Origin of the sequence: Pseudomonas bubulae, from assembly GCF_037023725.1 — a bacterium.
Lineage (GTDB): Bacteria > Pseudomonadota > Gammaproteobacteria > Pseudomonadales > Pseudomonadaceae > Aquipseudomonas > Aquipseudomonas bubulae.
The window spans coordinates 4,907,298-4,927,500 of sequence record NZ_CP146077.1; the positions used below are offsets into that span (position 1 = coordinate 4,907,298).

At 57.7% G+C, this 20,203-nt stretch carries 15 protein-coding genes, 2 rRNA genes and 1 pseudogene (1 of these 18 running past the window's edge); 5 read left to right on the forward strand and 13 right to left on the reverse strand.

Features of this window, described 5'->3' with window-relative positions:
• Positions 1 to 62: 62 nt before the first annotated feature.
• The 5 genes and pseudogenes from V6L81_RS22675 to V6L81_RS24290 all read right to left on the reverse strand — a co-directional run.
• On the reverse strand, positions 63 to 1,259 hold the full coding sequence (locus tag V6L81_RS22675; protein WP_095021239.1) for an EAL domain-containing protein: 1,197 nt from the start codon (positions 1,257 to 1,259) through the stop codon (positions 63 to 65).
• A gap of 11 nt (positions 1,260 to 1,270) precedes the next feature.
• On the reverse strand, positions 1,271 to 4,039 hold the full coding sequence (locus V6L81_RS22680) for an ATP-binding protein (RefSeq protein WP_095021246.1): 2,769 nt from the start codon (positions 4,037 to 4,039) through the stop codon (positions 1,271 to 1,273).
• 96 nt (positions 4,040 to 4,135) lie between these two features.
• Positions 4,136 to 5,017, reverse strand: a complete 882-nt coding sequence (locus V6L81_RS22685; RefSeq protein WP_095039415.1) for a Dyp-type peroxidase — start codon at positions 5,015 to 5,017, stop codon at positions 4,136 to 4,138.
• A 97-nt stretch (positions 5,018 to 5,114) separates the two neighbouring features.
• Positions 5,115 to 5,546, reverse strand: a complete 432-nt coding sequence (locus V6L81_RS24285) for a methyl-accepting chemotaxis protein (protein WP_371928120.1) — start codon at positions 5,544 to 5,546, stop codon at positions 5,115 to 5,117.
• A gap of 108 nt (positions 5,547 to 5,654) precedes the next feature.
• A pseudogene (locus tag V6L81_RS24290) lies at positions 5,655 to 6,644 on the reverse strand (PAS domain-containing protein); the annotation flags it as partial.
• Between V6L81_RS24290 and V6L81_RS22695 the strand changes: the two are divergent.
• Positions 6,643 to 8,061 carry a short-chain fatty acid transporter gene (locus V6L81_RS22695; RefSeq protein ID WP_095003210.1) on the forward strand — a complete coding sequence of 473 codons (1,419 nt, stop codon included), beginning with the start codon at positions 6,643 to 6,645 and terminating at the stop codon, positions 8,059 to 8,061. The pseudogene V6L81_RS24290 and the gene V6L81_RS22695 sit on opposite strands and share 2 nt — an antisense overlap.
• A gap of 120 nt (positions 8,062 to 8,181) precedes the next feature.
• On the opposite strand, the gene can is transcribed toward V6L81_RS22695, so the two are convergent.
• A complete protein-coding gene (gene can / locus V6L81_RS22700; protein WP_095003211.1) occupies positions 8,182 to 8,826 on the reverse strand; it encodes a carbonate dehydratase in 645 nt (214 codons plus the stop codon).
• A 151-nt stretch (positions 8,827 to 8,977) separates the two neighbouring features.
• Here can and V6L81_RS22705 point away from each other — a divergent pair, with 151 nt between their 5' ends.
• Positions 8,978 to 9,361: a serine kinase/phosphatase gene (locus V6L81_RS22705; RefSeq protein WP_169916771.1), complete on the forward strand. Its 384-nt coding sequence runs from the start codon at positions 8,978 to 8,980 to the stop codon at positions 9,359 to 9,361.
• 114 nt (positions 9,362 to 9,475) lie between these two features.
• On the opposite strand, the gene rimI is transcribed toward V6L81_RS22705, so the two are convergent.
• Both rimI and V6L81_RS22715 read right to left on the reverse strand, forming a co-directional pair.
• Complete coding sequence (rimI, locus tag V6L81_RS22710) at positions 9,476 to 9,928, reverse strand: ribosomal protein S18-alanine N-acetyltransferase (protein WP_016781701.1); 453 nt, start codon at positions 9,926 to 9,928, stop codon at positions 9,476 to 9,478.
• Positions 9,921 to 10,694 carry an energy transducer TonB gene (locus V6L81_RS22715; protein WP_095003212.1) on the reverse strand — a complete coding sequence of 258 codons (774 nt, stop codon included), beginning with the start codon at positions 10,692 to 10,694 and terminating at the stop codon, positions 9,921 to 9,923. The genes rimI and V6L81_RS22715 overlap by 8 nt, the downstream gene beginning before the upstream one ends.
• A 144-nt stretch (positions 10,695 to 10,838) precedes the next feature.
• Here V6L81_RS22715 and mksB point away from each other — a divergent pair, with 144 nt between their 5' ends.
• The 3 genes from mksB to mksF are packed head-to-tail and all read left to right on the forward strand — an operon-like array spanning position 10,839 to position 15,593.
• Positions 10,839 to 12,116: an Mks condensin complex protein MksB gene (gene mksB / locus V6L81_RS22720; protein WP_095019681.1), complete on the forward strand. Its 1,278-nt coding sequence runs from the start codon at positions 10,839 to 10,841 to the stop codon at positions 12,114 to 12,116.
• Positions 12,106 to 12,756 carry an Mks condensin complex protein MksE gene (gene mksE / locus V6L81_RS22725; protein ID WP_150628566.1) on the forward strand — a complete coding sequence of 217 codons (651 nt, stop codon included), beginning with the start codon at positions 12,106 to 12,108 and terminating at the stop codon, positions 12,754 to 12,756. The genes mksB and mksE overlap by 11 nt, the downstream gene beginning before the upstream one ends.
• Entirely contained in the window at positions 12,753 to 15,593 is a 2,841-nt protein-coding gene (gene mksF / locus V6L81_RS22730; RefSeq protein ID WP_338660347.1) for an Mks condensin complex protein MksF, read from the forward strand. The genes mksE and mksF overlap by 4 nt, the downstream gene beginning before the upstream one ends.
• A 57-nt stretch (positions 15,594 to 15,650) precedes the next feature.
• On the opposite strand, the gene V6L81_RS22735 is transcribed toward mksF, so the two are convergent.
• From V6L81_RS22735 to V6L81_RS22755, 5 genes are all read right to left on the reverse strand, one after another.
• On the reverse strand, positions 15,651 to 17,954 hold the full coding sequence (locus tag V6L81_RS22735; protein ID WP_095019683.1) for a PqiB family protein: 2,304 nt from the start codon (positions 17,952 to 17,954) through the stop codon (positions 15,651 to 15,653).
• Positions 17,947 to 18,570, reverse strand: a complete 624-nt coding sequence (locus tag V6L81_RS22740) for a paraquat-inducible protein A (RefSeq protein ID WP_095003217.1) — start codon at positions 18,568 to 18,570, stop codon at positions 17,947 to 17,949. Before V6L81_RS22740 ends, V6L81_RS22735 begins: the two co-directional genes overlap by 8 nt.
• Positions 18,557 to 19,216, reverse strand: a complete 660-nt coding sequence (locus tag V6L81_RS22745) for a paraquat-inducible protein A (protein ID WP_095021242.1) — start codon at positions 19,214 to 19,216, stop codon at positions 18,557 to 18,559. Before V6L81_RS22745 ends, V6L81_RS22740 begins: the two co-directional genes overlap by 14 nt.
• Positions 19,217 to 19,405: 189 nt before the next feature.
• Positions 19,406 to 19,521, reverse strand: a 5S ribosomal RNA gene (rrf, locus tag V6L81_RS22750).
• A 162-nt stretch (positions 19,522 to 19,683) separates the two neighbouring features.
• Positions 19,684 to 20,203, reverse strand: a 23S ribosomal RNA gene (locus V6L81_RS22755); it runs 2,374 nt beyond the window's last position.

A 20,203-nucleotide genomic window follows, 5' to 3' on the forward strand; every position in this document is an offset into this window, starting at 1 on the left:
AGTTCGGCGCCCCCGGTTTCTACAGATCGAGCGCAGAACAAGACCCGTGGCGCCGCACTCAGCTACCCCGGTGATGGCTTAGAGCTATCGTCCAGTAAAAGAGTTTCAAAGTCGGCGCACGATATAGCGCCGCAAATAAGGAAACCTTGCACTTGATCACACTGGATGCTGCGCAGAAACTCGAGTTCGGCCTGTGTCTCGACGCCCTCGGCGACAACTGTCAGGCCCAGCTTGCGGCTCAGTTCAACAAGGCTGCGCAGTGCTGACGCCAGATTCTCGTTTTCGACACAGCCATGTACCAGCGACCGGTCAATCTTGAGCTCACTGAATGGAGTGGAAACCAGATTGAAGTAAGAGCTGAATCCCTTGCCAAAATCATCCTGGGCCAAGCCAAAGCCCATCATGCGCAAACGACAAGCTCCCGCATAGTAATTACTGAGCTCTTCTGTGGTTGAACTCTCCATCAGTTCAAAAACGATACTGCGTGGCTCGCCACCATCAGCAATCACAGCGTCGCGCAGACGGTCGGCGAGCGCATGGTTATCCAGCAAATGCGTGGGCAAGTTGATTGAAACCGGAATATCCCAGCCCTGCTCTCGCCATTGTCTTTGGGCTTGAAGTGTTTGCTCCAGCATCAGCCACAACAGCCGCTCTTCAAGACCGTGGCTGATCAACAAGGTCAGAAAGTCCTTGGGCAATAACAAGCCGGCCTCGGGATGCACCCAACGCACCAGGGCTTCTGCACTGAGAATATTGCCGTTGCGCAGGGATTTCTTGGGCTGGAACCATGCTTGAATCTGCCCGTTGGCCATGGCCAATTCGATACTCTGCGGGTCGACTTCAATGGCCAGTGAGGGGTCCGTATCACCGTTAAGGCGGAAAAGCTCCATTCGCTCTTTCAAGCGCTGTACCGCATTGAACTCGACCGGTTTGGAGATCAGGCCAATCACTGAAATACCCAGGTTTTTTGCTGCCAACCCCGCACTAATCAGCATGCGCCGGGACGAGGCGCTCATCAGTGCCAACGCCGGTTTATTTTTCAGGGCGGCAACTCTCTGGATCAGTTGCACACCATCCATCACAGGCATCAGCAAGTCACTGAGCAGCAAGTCATAGTCATGACGCGCCAGACACTCCAGCGCGCCATCGCCATCCCAAACGGTGTCAACTGTAAAGCCACCCACCTCATTGAAAACGTTCAGCAAATACTCATGCTGAAAAGGGTGATCCTCAACGACCAGTACACGATAGGGCTTCACTGGATCCTCCTTTAGAAGTGCTGAAGACAGTTGTATAGGGTGTGCAGCGTAAAAGGCTTGATCAGGCAGTGATTCATCCCCGCATTCAGACAGCGCTCGCTCTCCTCACGCATGGCATTGGCCGTTGCACCAATGATCGGCAGCGTTATGTTCATGGCCCGCAACCGGGCCGCCAGCTCATAACCATTCATTTTCGGCATGTTGACGTCGGTCAGCAGCAGATCAAAATCGTCGTCGCGCCAACGCTCGAGTGCTTCCAGTCCATCGCTGACCAATGTCACTGTGCAACCCAACTCTTCAAGTTGATCACGCAGAATCAGTTGATTGATCACATTGTCTTCGGCAACCAGAATGCGCAAACCGAGCTTGAGTTCCGTCTTCACCGTACCCGGCTCAAGATCGCTGCCAATACCCATGCCCTGGGCCTTGCACAGGGCACGATAGACGTCCTGCAAGCTACTCAGGTCCGCTTGCCAGCAAGGGTTTTCAACGGCGGGAGCTACCGACATGTCACTGGCGGCTACCACCAGCGGGCCTGTCCAGCCAGGTTCAAGCAATTGCCGGGCAGCGCCGGGATGCAGCTCCAATAAAACAGCAGCATCGGATGCATCCCCTGGTTTCGGCGCCCCAAGATGAGCCCGCGCACCCCAACGGCGTAACCAGGCGCAATAACACTCGGCCAGTTCGCGCACGGGGGAAACCACATAAACAACGCGGGCAGCCAACTCGCCAAAAGGGCTAAAACGCGCCGGTTCGCTAACCTGCACCAAGGGCAGATGCAGGGTAAAACTGCTACCCAATCCCGGCTCACTGACCAGACGCATGGTGCCGTTCATCAAGTGCATAAGGCGCTTGCAGATGGACAGGCCCAGCCCGGTGCCGGCGACCACGTTTTTCGCAGACTCCACTTGATAAAAAGGCTCGAACAGATGAGCCTGCTCTTCATGGGCAATACCTTTGCCAGTATCGGAAACCTGCCAGTGCAACATCACGCGCTCATCATCACGGCTGTCCATTTTCAGACGCAGGACAATTTTTCCGTAGTCCGTGAACTTCAGGGCGTTGTTGAGCAGGTTATTCAAGATCTGGCGGATGCGGGTGACATCACCGCTGAGCCACTCGGGCACCGTTGAATCAATCAATGCAAACAACTGCAGGCCCTTGGCCTGGGCTGCGCCACTGTAGCCCAGGACCACCTCTTCTATCAGCTCAAGAGGGCTGAAGGTGTTGAGCTCCAGTTGCAGCTGACCCGCCTCGATACGCGACACATCCAGCACGTCGCAAATCAGCTGCAACAAGTTGCCGGATGAGCGTTCGATAGCCTTGAGATAGTTGTTCTGCTGATCATTAAGTTCGGTACGCGCCAGCAGTTCCAGCGTGCCCAAAACACCGTACAGGGGTGTACGGATTTCGTGGCTCATGGTTGCCAGAAACAGAGTCTTGGCCTCATTGGCCCGGTCCGCCAGTTGCCGGGCACGTTCGAGGGTTACTTCAATCTGTTTACGTGCGCTGATGTCGCTGAACGCGCAAATCAGCACGTCCTGACTTTTGTAGCGCGTAGGGGCAAAGGCCAGGTACAGAAGACGGCCATCCTCCATTTCGATCTCATCACTGTTGCGCAAGTCACATTCATCGAACGCGCGTGAAATCCAGCCATGGCATAGCTTGCTGCGCTCAGTGCCGTTACCCAGCCACTGTTGTGACAAGGAGTTTTCCAGTACCACGGTGCCGTCTGTGCGCCGGATTACACACAGGGCCATCGGTGCAACTTGCAATACGGCACGACTGAACGCCTCACTTTCAACCAGCGCCTGAATGCGTTTCTCACCCGGGGTGATCAGGCGCCGATCAATGCGCACAATCAGTAATCGCAAGCCGATGCAGACGGCAATAAACAACAAAACACAGCCCAACAAAGGCCCGCCCAAAACTGGCAATAGAGATTTGATATCTAAGGCATAAACGATTTGCCAGCCCGAATAGCCCAGCTTCTTCGTGATTGCCAGGCTATCGGGCAACCAGCCACTACCGATAAAGCCAAACGAATTCTTGGGTTCCAGCGTCTGCAATGAATTGACGAGAGTGGATTGTGCGGCGTTGGTGAACAGAATCTGGCCTTGACCGTTGAGCAGCATGAAGTCACCGGCACTTTCACTGCGCAAGGCCTCTACCAGATCCGGAACCTCGACCTCAATGCCCAGCCAGCCGGAAGACAGGTTACGGTTATCGAGTCGGGAAAATAAATAAAAGGGGGCATTCAGGACCTTGCTGTCGGTCAGCCACAGATCATCACCAAATGAATAGGCCTTGGCCCCTTCATCAAGCAGGCGCTGCAACACCACTTTGGGCAGCGGTTCAAGGTTGCCTGAAGAGTCGAACAAACACACCACTTTGGGCTTATCCGTCTGCGGCACATACAACAGATTGACTTTGCTTTCGTGCAAATAATCCATCATCCGCCGGGTCAGCCAAAGGTTCCAGTGGCCAGCCTCACTGCCCAGGCTGATGTTGACCTCTTCTTGTGGATCAATACCGGCAACCGTTTGGCCTGCCTGATGATCAGGCACAGTGGCCAGCACCAGGCTCTTGAGAAGCGTCTGGCGGCTGACGAAAAAATCCTGGGCATTGAACACCGCCTCGTTCATAAAACTGCGGCGCTGCGAGACCTCTTCGTTGAACACGGCACGCAAGTATACGAACGACCCCGCAAGGAGTCCGACGATCAGGCCACAGGCAAATAAGTGCAGGAGTTTTCGAGCGGCTTGGGGGGTCGATTTCATGCCGCAAGCCTGAGGCTGCGGCATGCAAAAAATAATCAGACAATTCCTGAAACCAGTCGTCGCTGACTCCGCTCTGCTACGGGGGAGTGACGCTTATTACGGACGCACCGCACTCAAATCCATCCGCCCGTCTTTCATCGGCGGGCACCAGTAGTAGCCACCGTTAAGTGGACGGCTGTAACGATACAAGCCATCGATGATGCCGTCTTCCAGACCGCTCATGCGCCGCAGTTGCACTTCAAAGGCATTCAGCGTGCGGCCAAAGGCAACAAACATCAGCCCGGACTTGCCGTTTTCTGTCCACGGCATGGAGCGACGCACAATAAAGGCTTCCGGGGTGAAGCTTTCCTGGGCAGTACGTTTGACGTGGGCAGACTCCGGCGCATCGTCCAGCTCTTCGTTGTCGCTCTTGCGACGACCCATGATGTTGTCCTGCTCCTCGGACGGCAGTGCGGCAAAACCGTTCAGGTCATGCTGCCACTGCTGAATGGCCACAAAGCTGCCACCGTCCAGCCCGGCGCCAGCATTGGCAACGATGGCCGCGTCCACAGCCGCTTCGTCCACCGGGTTTTCAGTGCCGTCTTCGTAGCCGGTCAGGTCACGATCAGTGCCGTAACGGAAGCCTTCGGTCACTTGCAGCAGGTTGAACGCAGGCGCCAGGGCAGTCTCGATGGCCTGGCTGCGGTGCAGCAGCTCGCCACGGTCTTCGCCCAGCAACCACAGCCACAGGGCGTGCTGGGTCGACGGGTTTTCAACCATGGCATTGATCGCAGGAAACACCCGCAACCCCGGGACTTTCGCGCCAAGGGCCAATACCAGCGGCGAACCAAAACCGGCCACCACGCTTTTGCCATCCACCCACTGCGACAAGGTGTCGAGTGCAGCCGGCAAAGCTTCTACTGACTTGAGGGCGAAAAACATGTAACGCGCTTGCGAAGGTATCGGTTTGGCAAGAATGCTCGACTGGTAGAGACTCATAGAAACTCCTTTGGAAAGCCTGGAGTTTACTCCTACCAGTACTTTTTCCGTCACCTCAGAGGGATTTTTCTTAAGTTCAACCCCTGCATATCAAGGCTCATGACGACAGCTGGTTGGCAAACTGACCCACGGCATCGACCACTTTCTGCGCGCCATCCTGGATTTCGACAATCACCGTGCCCGCTTCGGCGGCCAACGCCAATCCTGCTTCGGCCTGAAGCTTGCCATCGGCCATCAGGGTCACGGCGCTACGGGCCATGTCCTGGTTCTGCCGCACCACACCGATGATTTCTTCAGTGGCCTTGCTGGTGCGCGACGCCAATTGGCGCACTTCGTCAGCCACGACGGCAAAGCCACGACCTTGTTCACCGGCACGCGCGGCCTCAATGGCGGCGTTAAGCGCCAGCAAGTTGGTCTGGTCGGCAATCGAGCTGATGGTCTTGACGATGCTGCCAATCACTTGCGACTGATCGCTCAAGGCTTCAATGCCGTCACCCGCCTGCTGCATGTGACGGGCCAGATCACGCATCACTTGCACCGCTTCGGTCACCACTTTGGTGCCGCGCTGGGCACTGCTGTCGGTTTGCAGCGAAGTGCTGTAGGCAATGCCTGCCGCTTCGCAGACGGCCTGTTCCTGATGAACCTGATCGGTGATCACCGTGGCGAACTTCACCACTTTGTACAGGTTGTCATTGGCGTCGCGCACCGGGTTGTAGGTGGCCTCAAGCCATACATCACGGCCGTGACTGTCGATGCGCTGAAAGCGTGCCGCGACAAACTCACCCGCATTTAAACGCTGCCAGAAGGCCTGGTATTCGGCACTGTTCTGTTCTTGCGGGGTGCAGAACATGCGGTGATGTTTGCCCTGGATCTGCCCCAGGGTATACCCCATGCCGGAGAGAAAACGCTCATTGGCGGTCAGCACTTCGCCCTTGAGGTTGAACTCGATCACGGCGGTAGAACGCATCAGCGCACTCATCAGGTTTTCATGGTCGCGGGAAGTTTCGATGGTGCGCGTCAGGTCACTGGAGAAAATCGAAATGCGCAGCACCCGCCCGCTGGAGTCCAGAATCGGCTGCATGATCGAGCGCAGCCACGCTTCCTGGCCATTGCCGCGCAGCAAGCGCACGGTGCCACTGTAATGTTCATTGCGCTTCATGGCGCTCTTGAAACGAAGGCTGTGTTCGTCGTTTTTCAGGTGCGCGGGCACCAGTTCATCAATATGCAGACCCAACAACGCAGTACCGGTGTAGTGCATCTGTTGGGTGAAGTTATGGTTGGCTGTCTCGATGCGCCCATCCGCGCCCAGAGACAGCACCAGCATTTCGCTGTCCAGGCTCTCCCGAACCTGCTGCAGGCTGGATATTTCTTCGCGAAGAGCCGACAGCTCTTGCTTCAAGCGTGTGTTGAACATGGGGTACCCGGAGCAATGAAAGAATGCGTGCAACAGAATCGGCTTTAGGCGAATTTTCTGGAGCGCCGAAAACGACCGTTCATCCAAAACCGAGGCCACTGAATAACCCTGCACATTCATGGCCACACACACCGGGCCATCGGAATTGCTCCCGCTTTGATTTACTGTGCTCGGGCCATCCCATAACCATAAGAAAACCGAGGTACATTTCATGGCCGCCGAGATTACAGACAGCCGCTCTGCCCGCTTTGCCCTGCGCTGCTCGAACTTTGCCGAGCGCTGGTTTCCCGACTCGTGGGTGTTCGCCGCTGTTGCGGTAATAACCGTGGCATTGGCCACGATGCTGATGGGCGCCAAACCCACCGATGCCGCCATGGCATTTGGTGACGGCTTCTGGAGCCTGATCCCGTTCACCATGCAAATGGCCTTCGTGGTGATTGGCGGTTATGTGGTGGCCAGCTCGCCGCCCGCCGTCAAATTGATCGACAAACTGGCCCGGGTACCGAAAAACGGCCGCCAGGCGGTGTGCTGGGTAGCGTTGATTTCAATGGTCGCGTCATTGCTCAACTGGGGGCTGTCGCTGGTGTTTGGCGGCTTACTGGTACGGGCACTGGCCCGGCGCACCAACCTGCGCATGGACTATCGCGCCGCCGGCGCTGCGGCCTACCTGGGGCTGGGCGCGGTGTGGGCACTGGGGTTGTCGTCTTCGGCTGCACAGTTGCAAGCCAACCCCGCCAGCCTGCCGCCGTCGATTCTGGCGATTACCGGGGTTATCCCCTTCACTGAAACCATCTTTCTCTGGCAGTCCGGGGTGTTGCTGGCGGCGCTGGTAGTGGTGTCGTTGATTGTCGCCTACGCCACCGCACCCGGCGCTGAATCCGCCCGCGACGCAGCTGCCTGCGGTATCGACCCGAGCTTCAGCTCACCGAAGCTCCCCCCGCGCACACGCCCCGGTGAGTGGCTGGAATACAGCCCGCTGCTGACCATTTTGCTGGTGCTGCTGGCTGCTGGCTGGTTGTTCCATGAGTTTTCGACCAAACCGGCGATCAGCGCCATCTCCGGGCTCAACACTTACAATTTTCTGTTCCTGATGCTCGGTGCCCTGCTGCACTGGCGCCCGCGCAGTTTTCTCAATGCCGTGACCAGCGCCGTGCCAACCACCACCGGGGTGATGATCCAGTTTCCGCTGTATGGCTCGATTGCCGCATTGATGACGGTGGTCAAGGGCACCGACGGGCAAACACTGGCCCACCATATCTCGACGTTTTTCGTACAAATCGCGTCCCATGACACTTATGCATTATTGATGGGCGTGTATTCGGCGATTCTGGGCTTTTTTATCCCGTCGGGTGGCGGCAAGTGGATTATCGAAGCGCCGTACGTGATGCAGGTGGCCAATGATCTGGGCTATCACCTGGGTTGGGCTGTGCAGATCTACAACGCCGCCGAGGCGCTGCCCAATCTGATCAATCCGTTTTACATGCTGCCGCTGCTGGGCGTACTGGGTTTGAAGGCGCGGGACTTGATCGGCTTCTCGTTTGTGCAACTGTTGGTGCACACGCCGCTGGTGCTGTTTTTGCTGTGGGCATTGGGGACGACGCTGGTGTATACCGCGCCGGTGATGCCGTAAGCGAACTCGTAACTAAATGTGGGAGCGGGCTTGCTCGCGATTCAGGCGGCGCGGTAAAGCAGGAAAACCGCGTCGATACCATCGCGAGCAAGCCCGCTCCCACAGGTTATGCATGCAACTTTATACTGCGCCCACCGGCCGCAAACGATACTGCGGCGGCAACTGGTCAAGGCCGCTGATGGTGGTGTTCAGGCTTTTCCAGCGACCGTCCTTGATCCCGTAGATGCAGCCATGCACCGACAGCTTCTGCCCGCGGTGCCAGGCATTTTGCACAATATTGGTATGCCCGACGTTCGCCACCTGCTGGATCACGTTCAATTCGCAGAGGCGGTCAACCCGCTCTTCCTCGGTGGGCAACAGCGCCAGCGCTTCACGATTCTCGTAATACAGGTCACGAATCGAACGCAGCCAGCCATCGATCAGCCCCATCTGCTGGTCCTTCATCGATGCGCGTACACCGCCACAGCCATAGTGGCCGGTCACCAGAATATGTTTGACCTTCAAAACGTCGACCGCGTACTGGATCACCGACAGGCAATTCAAGTCAGTGTGCAACACGACATTGGCCACGTTGCGGTGCACAAAAAGATCGCCGGGCAACATGCCGACAATTTCGTTGGCCGGCACCCGCGCATCCGAACAACCAATCCACAGGTATTCCGGTGTTTGCTGGCGGGCCAGCTTGGCGAAGAAGTCGGGATCTTCCTGCTTGATCGCATCGGCCCAACGCTCATTGTTATCAATCAGATCTTGTAGTTCGTTCATGCTGTGGAGCCTCAAGAGTTGATGCGCTGTTCTGACAGCCGACCAGCGGTCGGGGTCACTTGCCCCATGACATTCCGGCGGTCAGTTGGGTGGAATCTTCAGCAATGGCTACAGTCATCGTATTAAAGCACCCAGAGTATGAGGAATTACCATGACTGATTCACGTCGCCCCTACGGGGCACCACAACCCGCACCTATCGACGATATCGAGGACGCCATGGGTTCGGTGGAGCCGCTGGATTTTGATGATGACGATACCTATGAGCCCGTCAGCGACTTGTTTGTCGACGATACAGGCTCCAGGCACAGAGCCGCGCTGGATGACGAACTGGATCTGGGCCTCAACGACGACGACCTGGAGCAGGAGATGCTGATCCGCGAGGACGGCGCCCGCGATGCCAAGGAGGCTGCCCAGGGCCCGGACGGTGCCGCTGACTGGGATCTGAGCCTGGTTGATGAAGACGAAATCGGCGCCGGCAAAGGGCTGGATGAAGCCGAACTGGCGGAAATTGACCCGGTGGGACGCAAGCGTTGAAAGGTAAACCCTGTGGGAGCGGGCTTGCTCGCGATCGGATCAACACGGTTTACCTGATAAACCGCAGCGCCAGCATCGCCAGCAAGCCCGCTCCCACACAACGACTTTTCGCCGTCAGTCGACCAGCGTACAGGCCATCACCACCGCATCTTCACGCCCACCCACAGCCGGGTAGTAGTCACGGCGACGGCCGATTTCATTGAAGCCATAACGCTCATACAACTTGAACGCCGCGGTATTGCTGTCGCGCAGCTCAAGGAAGCATTCGCGCGCCTCATGCTGATAGGCAATCGACATCAAGTGCTCAAGCAGCTTGAGCCCCAGGCCACGGCCCTGGCTCTCGGGCTTGACGGTGATATTGAGCAGATGGGCCTCGTCGAGGATGATCTGCACCACGCCATGCCCTACCTGCTGCTCACCTTCAAACATCAGCCAGATATGGTACTTGCCCAGGCCGTCGAGAAATATGCCGCGGGTCCAGGGGTGACTGAAAGCGGCGTATTCAATTTTCAATACCGCATCAAGGTCCGCCTCGGTCATCGGGCGAAAAGTTACCGCATCACTCATCGTTCTGTTTCCAGCGCGCCATTAGCCGGCGCATGGCTTGCCACACATGCGCTTTGCGTTGTGGCTCATCCATTAAGAGTTCCAGGCCCGGCAACGCCCATGCGCTGCCCAACCCTTCAATTTGCAGTTCAGTGTTGAACGCCTCGGCATCGGCCTCACCGGCAAAGCGCACCGCAGGCAGCCCGATCAGCCACAAACAGGCACATTCGGCCTCTTCCAGGCGGGCCATAAGAAAGCCCTGCACAAACTCACGCGCAGCCTCGGGCCCTTGATCGACATTGCCACGCCGCAGCAACGGCCAGCGCACCGGCTCGCCAATGATTTGCGGGCTGTCGGGCAAGCCGGCAGCGCGCAACATGTCCTTTAACAATAAATAGGCCGGGTCGCGGCTCTGGAATGCACCGCCTGTGGGTAACTCCACCAGCACCAGGCAACGTCCGGCCCGCAGTAACTGCAGGGCAAAACGCGGCGGTGGCAGTTGCACGACCTTGGCCGGTACAGGTGCCAACTCGGCTTCGACCACCGGTTTGCTGACCGGGCGACTGACCGAAGGCCGGGGCACTTCGATTTTTGGCCGCTCGACAGGTTTGCCCGGTGCAACCGCCGCCTTGACCGCAGGCCTTGTGATCACAGGCTCCGCGGGCGGCTCGGGGAGCACCAGCAGTTCTGGCCGCGAAGGGGCGGCAAACGGCAGTTCAGTGCGCGGCAACCAGCTGACCACTTGCATGGCAGTCAAGAAAGCGCGGCGGCGGGACTCATTCAACAAGGGTCGGCCATCTGTGGATTACTAAAGTGTGGGGATTCTACCGCCCTTCTGCCCTTCCCGCCCGCAGTTGATCTGCCAAGTGATGACTCGACAGCACGTTGCAGTACAATCGCGGCCTTTACTTGCCAATTGACCGGCCCTCCCATGATCGAACCCAAGCGCGTTTTACGTGCCCTCGCCGAGCACTGGGCACTCCTTGAGCCTTTGTGTGAACACTTCGACCAAGGCACCCTGAGCCTGAACGAATTACGCCTGCAACTGGCCGTTCATCAGATGGACAGCACGCCGCAAGACATCACCGCCGTGCTCGATGCCTGGATTCGTCTGGACATACTGGTGCCGGTCGCCAAAAGCCCGAACCGTTTCGAGCTAAACGCCCAGATTCACGACTTTCTGGCTTATTTGCGCCACGAGCACCGACTTGGCCTGTGCCTGGAAATCGAAGCCTACCTGCGCCATCTGGAGCGGCTGGCAGGTTATATCCAGGATGCCTTCGACATTCGAGACGGCCATGACCTGGCACGCCAGCTGCGTTTGCTCGATATGCGGGTACGCGATGTATTGAAAAAACTCGCCAACGATGAACAGGCGCTGGTGGCCGTAGCCGAACGGGCCAAGACCAGCGACCGGCAAATTCCGTTGCGTCAGCGCTATGCCGAAGTGCTGGCAACCTGGGATGAATACGTCGAACCCATGATTCAGCTGGTCAACGCCGACGGCGCTTTCGAGCAAGGCGTACGCAAGGTCGAAGTGGTGCTGCTGCGCATGCTCAGCGAACAGCAACGCCTCGGCCACTTGGTAGACGACGACATGCTGCTGCGCACCCATGCGCGCATCCTTGAGATGCAAACCAGCGCCCAGATGACCCTGCGCCATGCCCGTGAGTTGCTACTGCCGCTGCGTGAAGAAGCCCGCCGGCACAATGCCGTGACCCGTGGTGCCGCGCTGGCACTGGCAGCCATCCGCCGCAAAGGCCTGGACGCAGTGCCGCAAGCAGCCATGCCGATGTTCACCCGCCCGCAAAGCACCTTTTTGGGCAGCGCCAGTCAGGTTGAGGCTTATGTCTATGCCCTGGCCCGCTTCGAAGCCAAACCGGCGAAATTTCCCAAGGCGCATAAGGTCCACCGCGGCGAAACGCCCAAGGCCCCGCGCACGGTCAAGGAAATGCTCGACCGCTGCAGCGATGCGCTACCGATGCCGGACTTGATGTGCTGGCTGCTGGCACAAGAGCCAGACGGCGACACCGATGAGCTGCTGTACTGGTTCTCACGCCTGTCCCGTGAAAAACGCTTCGTGCGCGAACGCCTGGAGCGCCGCGATTACCACACCCACGAACATTTGGTCAGCCTGCGCTCCTTCGCTCTGCTTTCTCACAGCGAAGATGCGACCCAGACTACTGCGAGCTCTCTGCATGCATCTTGATCTTTCTGAACTGTCCCAGCTGGCACCGATTTTTCGTGAGCTGTTCAAGGGTTATCACGTCAGCCGCCGCGACCCGGAGCTGTACGCGCAACTGTCGAACTTCCAGGATCAATACCGCGCCCTGTTTAAAGCCCTGGGCTTTGAACTGGTGTGTGATACCCGCGGCTTCTATTACTTTGTGCCCGACACTGCCACTGCGCAGGTCAACAAGACCGCACAGCGCCTGGCGCTATTCACGTTCATCATCGTCGAGCATCTGGCCGATCAGGGCCGCGACCCGATCGCCGTGCTCGACGGTGGCAGCCTGGGCCGCGACGAGTTGCCTGCGCTGCTGGAAAAATACCGCGACCTGTTTGTGCAGGCTGAAGTCACCAGCCAGGACGAACTGGAAGAAAAGATCATGCGCCGCATGACCCAGCTCGGTTTTGCCAGTGAAGAACCCGGCATCTATCGCTTTCTGCCACCGATGCACCGTTTTCTCGATGTGTGCCTGTCGGTGCAACAAGACCGCGACCTGGCCGCCAGCCTGCACAGCATCTTGCCATTGCCCACACCGGTGCTGGCCGATGATGACAGTGAGGACGAAGAAACCGCATTGGCCCGCGCCATTGCCGACGAACAACAGGAGATGGACGCATGAGCCAGGAACGCTACGGCATTCGCCGCTTTGCCCTGTTGAACACCGCCGGTTACAGCCTGGGGCTGTTCCCGCTGGAACACCCGCTGTCGGTCTACGGGGCGAACAACCTCGGCAAGTCGGCATCAATCAACGCCTTGCAGTTCCCGATTCTGGCGCGCATGTCCGACATGAGCTTCGGCAAATACAGCCTTGAGCAGTCGCGACGCTTTTACTTTGCCTCGGACACCAGCTACATCCTGGTCGAAGTGTCCCTGCCCCACGGCCCCCATGTGATCGGTGTTGTCGGTCGCGGCCCGGGGGGCGGCTTCGGTCACCAGTTTTTTGCCTACGCGGGCAAACTGGACCTGGCCCACTACCAGAAAGACGACACCTGCCTGCGCCAGAAAGAGCTGTTCAACAATCTGGAGCGTAATGGCCTCAAAGCCTACGAGCTCAAGCCTGATGAACTTCGGCGTCTGCTGGTGGGCGGCCATACGTCGATCCCCCTGGACCTGACCCTGATCCCGCTGCGCTCCACCAGCGAGCAGAGCCTCAAGACCTTCCGCGCGCTATTTATCAACCTGCTGCATATGCGCGAAATCACTGCGGCCAAGCTCAAGCAACTGTTCCTCGATGCGTTCGAACACAGCCTGCGTTCGGGCAGCGTTGATTACATTGCTGCGTGCGAAGAAGCTTTCCGTGATGTACGACGCATGGAGCAGGACTACAACGCACTGGTCGGCGCCGGGCCGTTGGTCGAGGCATTGGCCGCAGGTGTGCGCCAGCGCGACCTGCTGCGTGGCAAGCTGCACCGCCTGTCACCGCTGCTCGATTCCTTGCTCGGTACCTGGCAGGACTACGCCGGGGCCCGCAAGGAAGAGCTGCTGATCCAGTCCGAGCACTACCGCAACGAACAGGACGCCCTGCAAAACAACCAGCGCAGCAGCACTCAGGAGTTGATGCGTCTTGAGCGGGAAATTTCCGGTATCCAGCGCTGGCTCGGCGAGTTGTCAGTGCTCAAACATCGCTTCGCCCTGGTCGACGACGTAAAGGTGCTTGAGCAGCAATTGCTGAGCGCCAAAGACGCCCACGACGAACTGGCGGGGGCGCTGGCGCAGTCGCGTCAGTTCAGTGCCGAGGATCTGGACGAGCGACTGCGCGATCTGGAAAAGCGCCTCAAGTCGGTCAAGCAGCAGCTCGATCACGCCGACAACAACAGCTATGCCCGCTTGCGCGAAGAGTTTTCGCAGCAGGATGTGGAACGCCTGATGCGCCTGTTCAACAGTGCCCTGTTCAGCCTGCCCCTGGGTGAGCACGGGATTGCGCTGGATGACAGCGATGCCTGGGTCAAATCGCTGGAGCTGATCCTCGATGGCTTTAAAGGCGAGCGTTTTGAAGCCCCGGGCCTGTCCATCGACTTGAGCCATATCGAGCCCCCTGCCCTGCAGGCACTGGCGGACCGCGCGGCTTTGCGCGAGCAGAAAGAGCGTCTGGAAAAAGAGCTCAAGCAACTCAAGACCCAGCAGGCCGTGACCTCTGACCGCGCCGCAAGCAAGAGCGAAGCCGAGTCCCTGTATCAGCAGGTGCTGGATGCGCAAAAGGCGCTGGAAGATTTCCGCCGCAGCCAGACGCTCAGTGCAGAAGAAGGCGAAAAACTCGAGCAACTGGCTCAGGCCGAAGCTGCGCAGGACGAGTTGAAACGCTCCAGCGATGCCTTCACCGAGCGCGTCCAGCAGTTGTCGGCCAAGTTGCAACTGGTCGGTCGCCAGATCGGTGACATGGAAGCCAAACAGCGCACCCTGGATGACAGCTTGCGTCGACGCCAACTGCTGCCCGCCGACTTGCCGTTCGGTACGCCATTTATGGATCCGGTCGACGATTCGATGGACAACCTGCTGCCGTTGCTCAACGACTATCAGGACAGCTGGCAGGGCTTGTTGCGTTGCGACGGCCAGATCGAGGCGCTGTACGCTCAGGTACGCCTCAAGGGTGTGGCCAAGTTCGACAGTGAAGACGATATGGAGCGGCGCCTGCAGTTACTGATCAACGCCTACGCCCACCGCACTGAAGAAGCCCTGACCCTGGGCAAGGCGCGCCGGGCCGCAGTCACCGATATCGCCCGCACGCTGCGCAATATCCGCAGCGACTACGACAGCCTTGAGCACCAACTGGCATTGTTCAACCGCGAAATCAACAAGCGTCAGGTGTCCAACCTCAAAAGCTTCCGTATCGTGCTGGCCCCCAACAAGGAGGCGCTCAAGCATATCGATCAGATTATCCACAGCGCCGGCCAGTACGAAGAAGGCGAGACACTGTCGGTGTTTGACCTCAGCCAGAGCACCGAACAGGACAACAAGAACGAAGAGGCCAAGGAGTATCTGGCGCGCCTGGTGGCAGCCAACCATAACCAGTTGGGGCTCAAGGACTTGTTCGAGCTGGCGTTCGAGATCACCAAGCTCAATGGCCAGCCGGTGATCCACACGGATATCGATGGCGCTGCGTCCAACGGTACGACCATGACGATCAAGGCGCTGACCAACATGTATTTGTTGCTGCACTTGATGGACCGCGATCAGGCCGGGCGTATTCGCTTGCCGTACTACCTGGACGAAGCTGCCGACATTGACGAGAAAAACCAGACAGCTCTGCTGGAGACCAGTTTGCAGCTGGGCTTTGTACCGATTCTGGCCAGTGTGAAGCCGCAGGTCTGCGCCCATGTGGCCATCGACCTGGAAGGCGGCAGCGGCCCTAACGGGATCTATATCGATGAAGACGACTGGAAGCACATTCGTCGCCATGACGAGGTGAAACCTGATGCGTTGACGGCGGTGGAAGAACGCGAACTGGATGAAGTCTGAGACTGAACCCCGTACATAAAAAAACCGCGATCATTGATCGCGGTTTTTTTTTGCAGCTTATTTGCCTAACGGGATCTTCGGTGCCCACTGCAGCCATTCGTCTTCGAACTTGTCAAAGAGCGGGAAGGTTTGCTCAGGGCGAGCCTGGGTACCCAGCTTGTCGCCGTCCGGTGTGGCGAAGGCAATGCCACCCTGCACCAGGGTTTCCAGGGATTCAGTGCGAATCGTTGCTCCTTTGAACAAACCGAAGTCGACACCAAAACCGCTCGTATTCCAGAAGCGGCTACCGCTATGCACCAACGGCGCGTAACGCGGCTCGATCAGGATATGTACCAGCACCCGGTCGGCACTGTTGCCCAACTCATACCCCGTGACTTTACCCACGGTGACTTCACGGTAGGTGACAGGCACGCCCTCCTTGAGCGAACCACGACGGGCAGCGCTCAATACCAGGCTCAATCCGGCCTGGGAAACGGCGGCATCCGGCGCTTGCTCCAGGGCTACAAAACTGGTCTGGCGCCCCAGTTGTTTGCTCGCCGGTTGCACCTCGAGGTACTGGCCGGTGACCAGGGTTTCGAGGTTGGCCGTTTTCATCAAACCAAGCTCCGGCTTGACCACCCAGAATTGGCTGCCAACCCGCGCAATCCGCTCAGGCACTTCGGTGATGCGTGCCTTGAGCAGAACCGATTGCAGGTCCTCGCTCAGGTCAATGCTTTCGATCTTGCCAACATCCAGCCCCTTGAAGCGAATCGGCGTACCCTCGCGCAGGCCATCGGCACGCGGCACCTTGATCGTAACGGCGACTCCCTGCTGCATGGCTGCGTCACGGTCAGTAAACAGACGGAAACGCGGGATACGTTTTTGCAGCGGCGCCTTGGCTTCCGGTGTTTCAAAAGCAATCCCGCCGGCCATCAGACTTTGCAGGGATTCGCTTTTAACCTGGATACCGCCGGTCAAACCGCCGGTCAACGTGATGCCGCTGGCATTCCAGAAACGGGTCGAAGCATTGACCAGATTCTCGTATTCCTTCTCGATATGGACACCGATCACCAACTGCTTTTTGGTGCGGGAGAACTGATAGCTCTGCACCGAACCGACCTTGACCTGCTTGTAGAGGATCGGGCTGCCGACATCCAGCGAGCCCAGGTTCTCGGTAAAGAGCACCATATGCAGGCCCGGTGAGCGCAGATCCAGCGGCGGAGCCTTTGGCCGGGCGACGAATTCGCGTTCGGGGGTGCTGCCCTTGTCACCCGGGCGAATGGCAATGTAGTTGCCTTTGACCAGCGCCTCCAGCCCGGTAATGCCGGCCAGGGAGATGGACGGCTTGACCACCCAGAACTGGGTGCCCTGCACCAGGTAATCTTCTGCCAACGGGTCCAGAGTCAGCTCGGCACTGGCGCTGGTCAGATCAGGGTCCACCTTGAGACCCTTGAGGCTACCGACCTGGATGCCTTTGTACATGACCGGCGTACGACCGGCCTGCAGGCCCTCGAAGTCGCTGAGTTTGACTTTGACCTTGATCCCCGCCTGCGCGGCATCGAAGTCTTCATAAAGACGGAACGGCAGGCTCGAATCGGTGGGCGGGCTGTCTTTGCGGTTCTCTGGAGTGGCGAAGGCAATACCACCGGCCACAATACTGGCCAGAGATTCGCTGCGCAGTTTCACACCCGACAGGTTGGCATCGATGCTGATACCGCTGGCATTCCAGAAGCGCGTATGTTTGCGCACCAGATTGGCGTAGGTCGGCTCGATAAAGACTTTGATTTCAACAGTGCTTTGGTCTTCGGAAAGCACATAGCTTTTGATCTGCCCTACCTGGATCTGCTTGTAGAACACCGGGCTGCCACGGTTCAACGAACCGAGACGCTCAGCTTTAAGCGTCAGGTGCAGACCTGGTTTGGCATCAGACAAGGGCGGTTCTTGGGACAGCGCCTTGAACTTGCGTGCAGGCTCGCCATCGGCGGGACTGACCGCAATATAGTTGCCGGACACCAGCGTTTCGAGCCCGGTGATACCGGCCAGAGTGACACTGGGTTTGACCAGCCAGAAACGGGTATTGGTTTTCAGGTATTGCTCAACGTCCTTGTCCATTTCGACGGTAGCAATCACCCCTTTGCTGGGGCCAGACTCGTCGAGGGCGAGGGTTTTCACCTTGCCCACGGGCATGCCTTTGTAGACCACCTCGGTCTTGTTGGCGACGATGCCTTCGCCGCTCTCGAAACGCACCTGAATATCGATGCCGGTTTCGCTGTAGGCACGCCACCCCAGCCAGCCACCGATGACCAGGGCAATAAGCGGAAGGATCCAGATCGCCGACCAGTTGGAAGCCGGGCGGGTTTTAGCGGTAGGCAAGTCACTCATGGTCGTCGTCCGACTCCGTGTTGTCCCAAATCAGTCGGGGATCAAAAGTTACAGCTGCAAGCATCGTTAGCACCACCACACTGGCAAATGCCACTGCGCCAAGATTGGCTTCGATGCTGGCTATGCGTCCAAAATTCACCACGGCCACCAAAATGGCAATGACGAAAATATCCAGCATTGACCAACGGCCAATGAACTCGATAAATCGGTACATGATGATACGTTGCCGGGCAGAAAGAGGCTGATGGCGTTGTACCGAAAACAACAGCAAGGCGATGCCGACCAGCTTGAAGGTGGGCACCAGAATACTTGCCACAAACACCACGGCAGCAATCGGGATCATGCCGTGCTGTACCAGCTCGATGACACCCGCCATGATCGTACTCGGCGAGCCCTGGCCCAATGAGTTGACTGTCATGATCGGCAGCAGGTTGGCCGGGATATAGAGAATGGCCGACGTCAGCAGCAATGCCCAGGTGCGCATCAAACTGTCGGGGCGACGCGCGTGAACCAGAGCACCGCAGCGAGTACAGGTTTGCTCGTCGGTTTCGGGGTCTTGCCTGTTCAGTTCGTGGCATTCGCCACAGATCAAGATACCCGCATCAATCGCCCGCATGAGCATCCTCCCCGGATAACGCCTGCCAGATCTGGTGAGGTGACATCACCACTTCCAGCCAGACCTGTACCAGCAACAGGCTGACAAAACAGACCAGGCCCAGGCCAAGACTCAGCTCAGCCAGATCGGACAGTTTTACGATGGCCACCAGCACGCCCATGAAGTACACCTCAAGCATGCCCCAATCACGCAGATGGTGATAAATGCGGTAAATCAGCAAACCGTAGCTGCGCCCGATATTCCAGCGAATGCTCAGCAACACAGCAAGCTGGCAGAGCAACTTGAGCAGCGGGATGCCCATGCTGCACAGGAACACCACCGCCGCGATGCCTTGCATGCCGGTGTTGTACAAACCGAGCACACCACTCCAGACCGTGTCTTGCGACGCCTGGCCCAGTAGATTGAGCTGCATGATGGGTAAAAAGTTCGCAGGTATGTAGAGCAGCAAAGCAGCAATCACAAGCGCAAGGCTGCGTTCAACCACCTTGTACCTATGAGCGTAGAGTTCATAGCCGCAGCGCGGGCATTGGGCTTTCTCACCGAGGGCGAGATGCGGCTTGCGCATCAGTAGATCGCACTCATGACAGGCCACCAACTCGTCCAGCGGTAATTCTGACACCCTGCGGGGGTCAACCGGATCTGGCATATAGGGAGTCTCAGGCTCAGAAAATGACTGGGCCTATTCTAGTGCGCGGGCTACAAAATAACTGTGCCTATTTGCAGGACTTTAGCTGCAGGCGATCTGAAGAACGATACGCTCAGGCGGGTCATAACTTTTTTCGCCACAAAAACAAACCCCCTGTCTGCGTTAGCAGACAGGGGGTTTGGAATTTAATCTTGACGATGACCTACTCTCACATGGGGAAACCCCACACTACCATCGGCGATGCATCGTTTCACTACTGAGTTCGGGATGGGATCAGGTGGTTCCAATGCTCTATGGTCGTCAAGAAATTCGGTAGCCAGGTCGTTTACCTTTCGGTTTACGCTCCAGCGAATGGGTATGTAATAGATGTGGTGTTTTGTGAACTGCAAACTTTCGGTTTGTATCGTCTTCACACACCGCAATTCGCATGCTCTTGTGTTCAAGGGCGCAAATTGCTTGGGTGTTATATGGTCAAGCCTCACGGGCAATTAGTATTGGTTAGCTCAACGCCTCACAGCGCTTACACACCCAACCTATCAACGTCGTAGTCTTCGACGGCCCTTTAGGGAACTCAAGGTTCCAGTGAGATCTCATCTTGAGGCAAGTTTCCCGCTTAGATGCTTTCAGCGGTTATCTTTCCCGAACATAGCTACCCGGCAATGCCACTGGCGTGACAACCGGAACACCAGAGGTTCGTCCACTCCGGTCCTCTCGTACTAGGAGCAGCCCCTCTCAAATCTCAAACGTCCACGGCAGATAGGGACCGAACTGTCTCACGACGTTCTAAACCCAGCTCGCGTACCACTTTAAATGGCGAACAGCCATACCCTTGGGACCGGCTTCAGCCCCAGGATGTGATGAGCCGACATCGAGGTGCCAAACACCGCCGTCGATATGAACTCTTGGGCGGTATCAGCCTGTTATCCCCGGAGTACCTTTTATCCGTTGAGCGATGGCCCTTCCATACAGAACCACCGGATCACTAAG

Bases quoted from the DNA above. Each gene is read 5' to 3' on its own strand.
- V6L81_RS22745 (WP_095021242.1), bottom strand. From the start codon at position 19,216: ATGCCAGATCCGGTTGACCCCCGCAGGGTGTCAGAATTACCGCTGGAC.
- V6L81_RS22680 (WP_095021246.1), bottom strand. From the start codon at position 4,039: ATGAAATCGACCCCCCAAGCCGCTCGAAAACTCCTGCACTTATTTGCC.
- V6L81_RS22695 (WP_095003210.1), top strand. From the start codon at position 6,643: ATGGCCGCCGAGATTACAGACAGCCGCTCTGCCCGCTTTGCCCTGCGC.
- V6L81_RS22685 (WP_095039415.1), bottom strand. From the start codon at position 5,017: ATGAGTCTCTACCAGTCGAGCATTCTTGCCAAACCGATACCTTCGCAA.
- can (WP_095003211.1), bottom strand. From the start codon at position 8,826: ATGAACGAACTACAAGATCTGATTGATAACAATGAGCGTTGGGCCGAT.
- rimI (WP_016781701.1), bottom strand. From the start codon at position 9,928: ATGAGTGATGCGGTAACTTTTCGCCCGATGACCGAGGCGGACCTTGAT.
- mksF (WP_338660347.1), top strand. From the start codon at position 12,753: ATGAGCCAGGAACGCTACGGCATTCGCCGCTTTGCCCTGTTGAACACC.
- V6L81_RS22735 (WP_095019683.1), bottom strand. From the start codon at position 17,954: ATGAGTGACTTGCCTACCGCTAAAACCCGCCCGGCTTCCAACTGGTCG.
- V6L81_RS22740 (WP_095003217.1), bottom strand. From the start codon at position 18,570: ATGCGGGCGATTGATGCGGGTATCTTGATCTGTGGCGAATGCCACGAA.
- mksB (WP_095019681.1), top strand. From the start codon at position 10,839: ATGATCGAACCCAAGCGCGTTTTACGTGCCCTCGCCGAGCACTGGGCA.
- V6L81_RS24285 (WP_371928120.1), bottom strand. From the start codon at position 5,546: ATGCGTGATCTGGCCCGTCACATGCAGCAGGCGGGTGACGGCATTGAA.
- V6L81_RS22705 (WP_169916771.1), top strand. From the start codon at position 8,978: ATGACTGATTCACGTCGCCCCTACGGGGCACCACAACCCGCACCTATC.
- mksE (WP_150628566.1), top strand. From the start codon at position 12,106: ATGCATCTTGATCTTTCTGAACTGTCCCAGCTGGCACCGATTTTTCGT.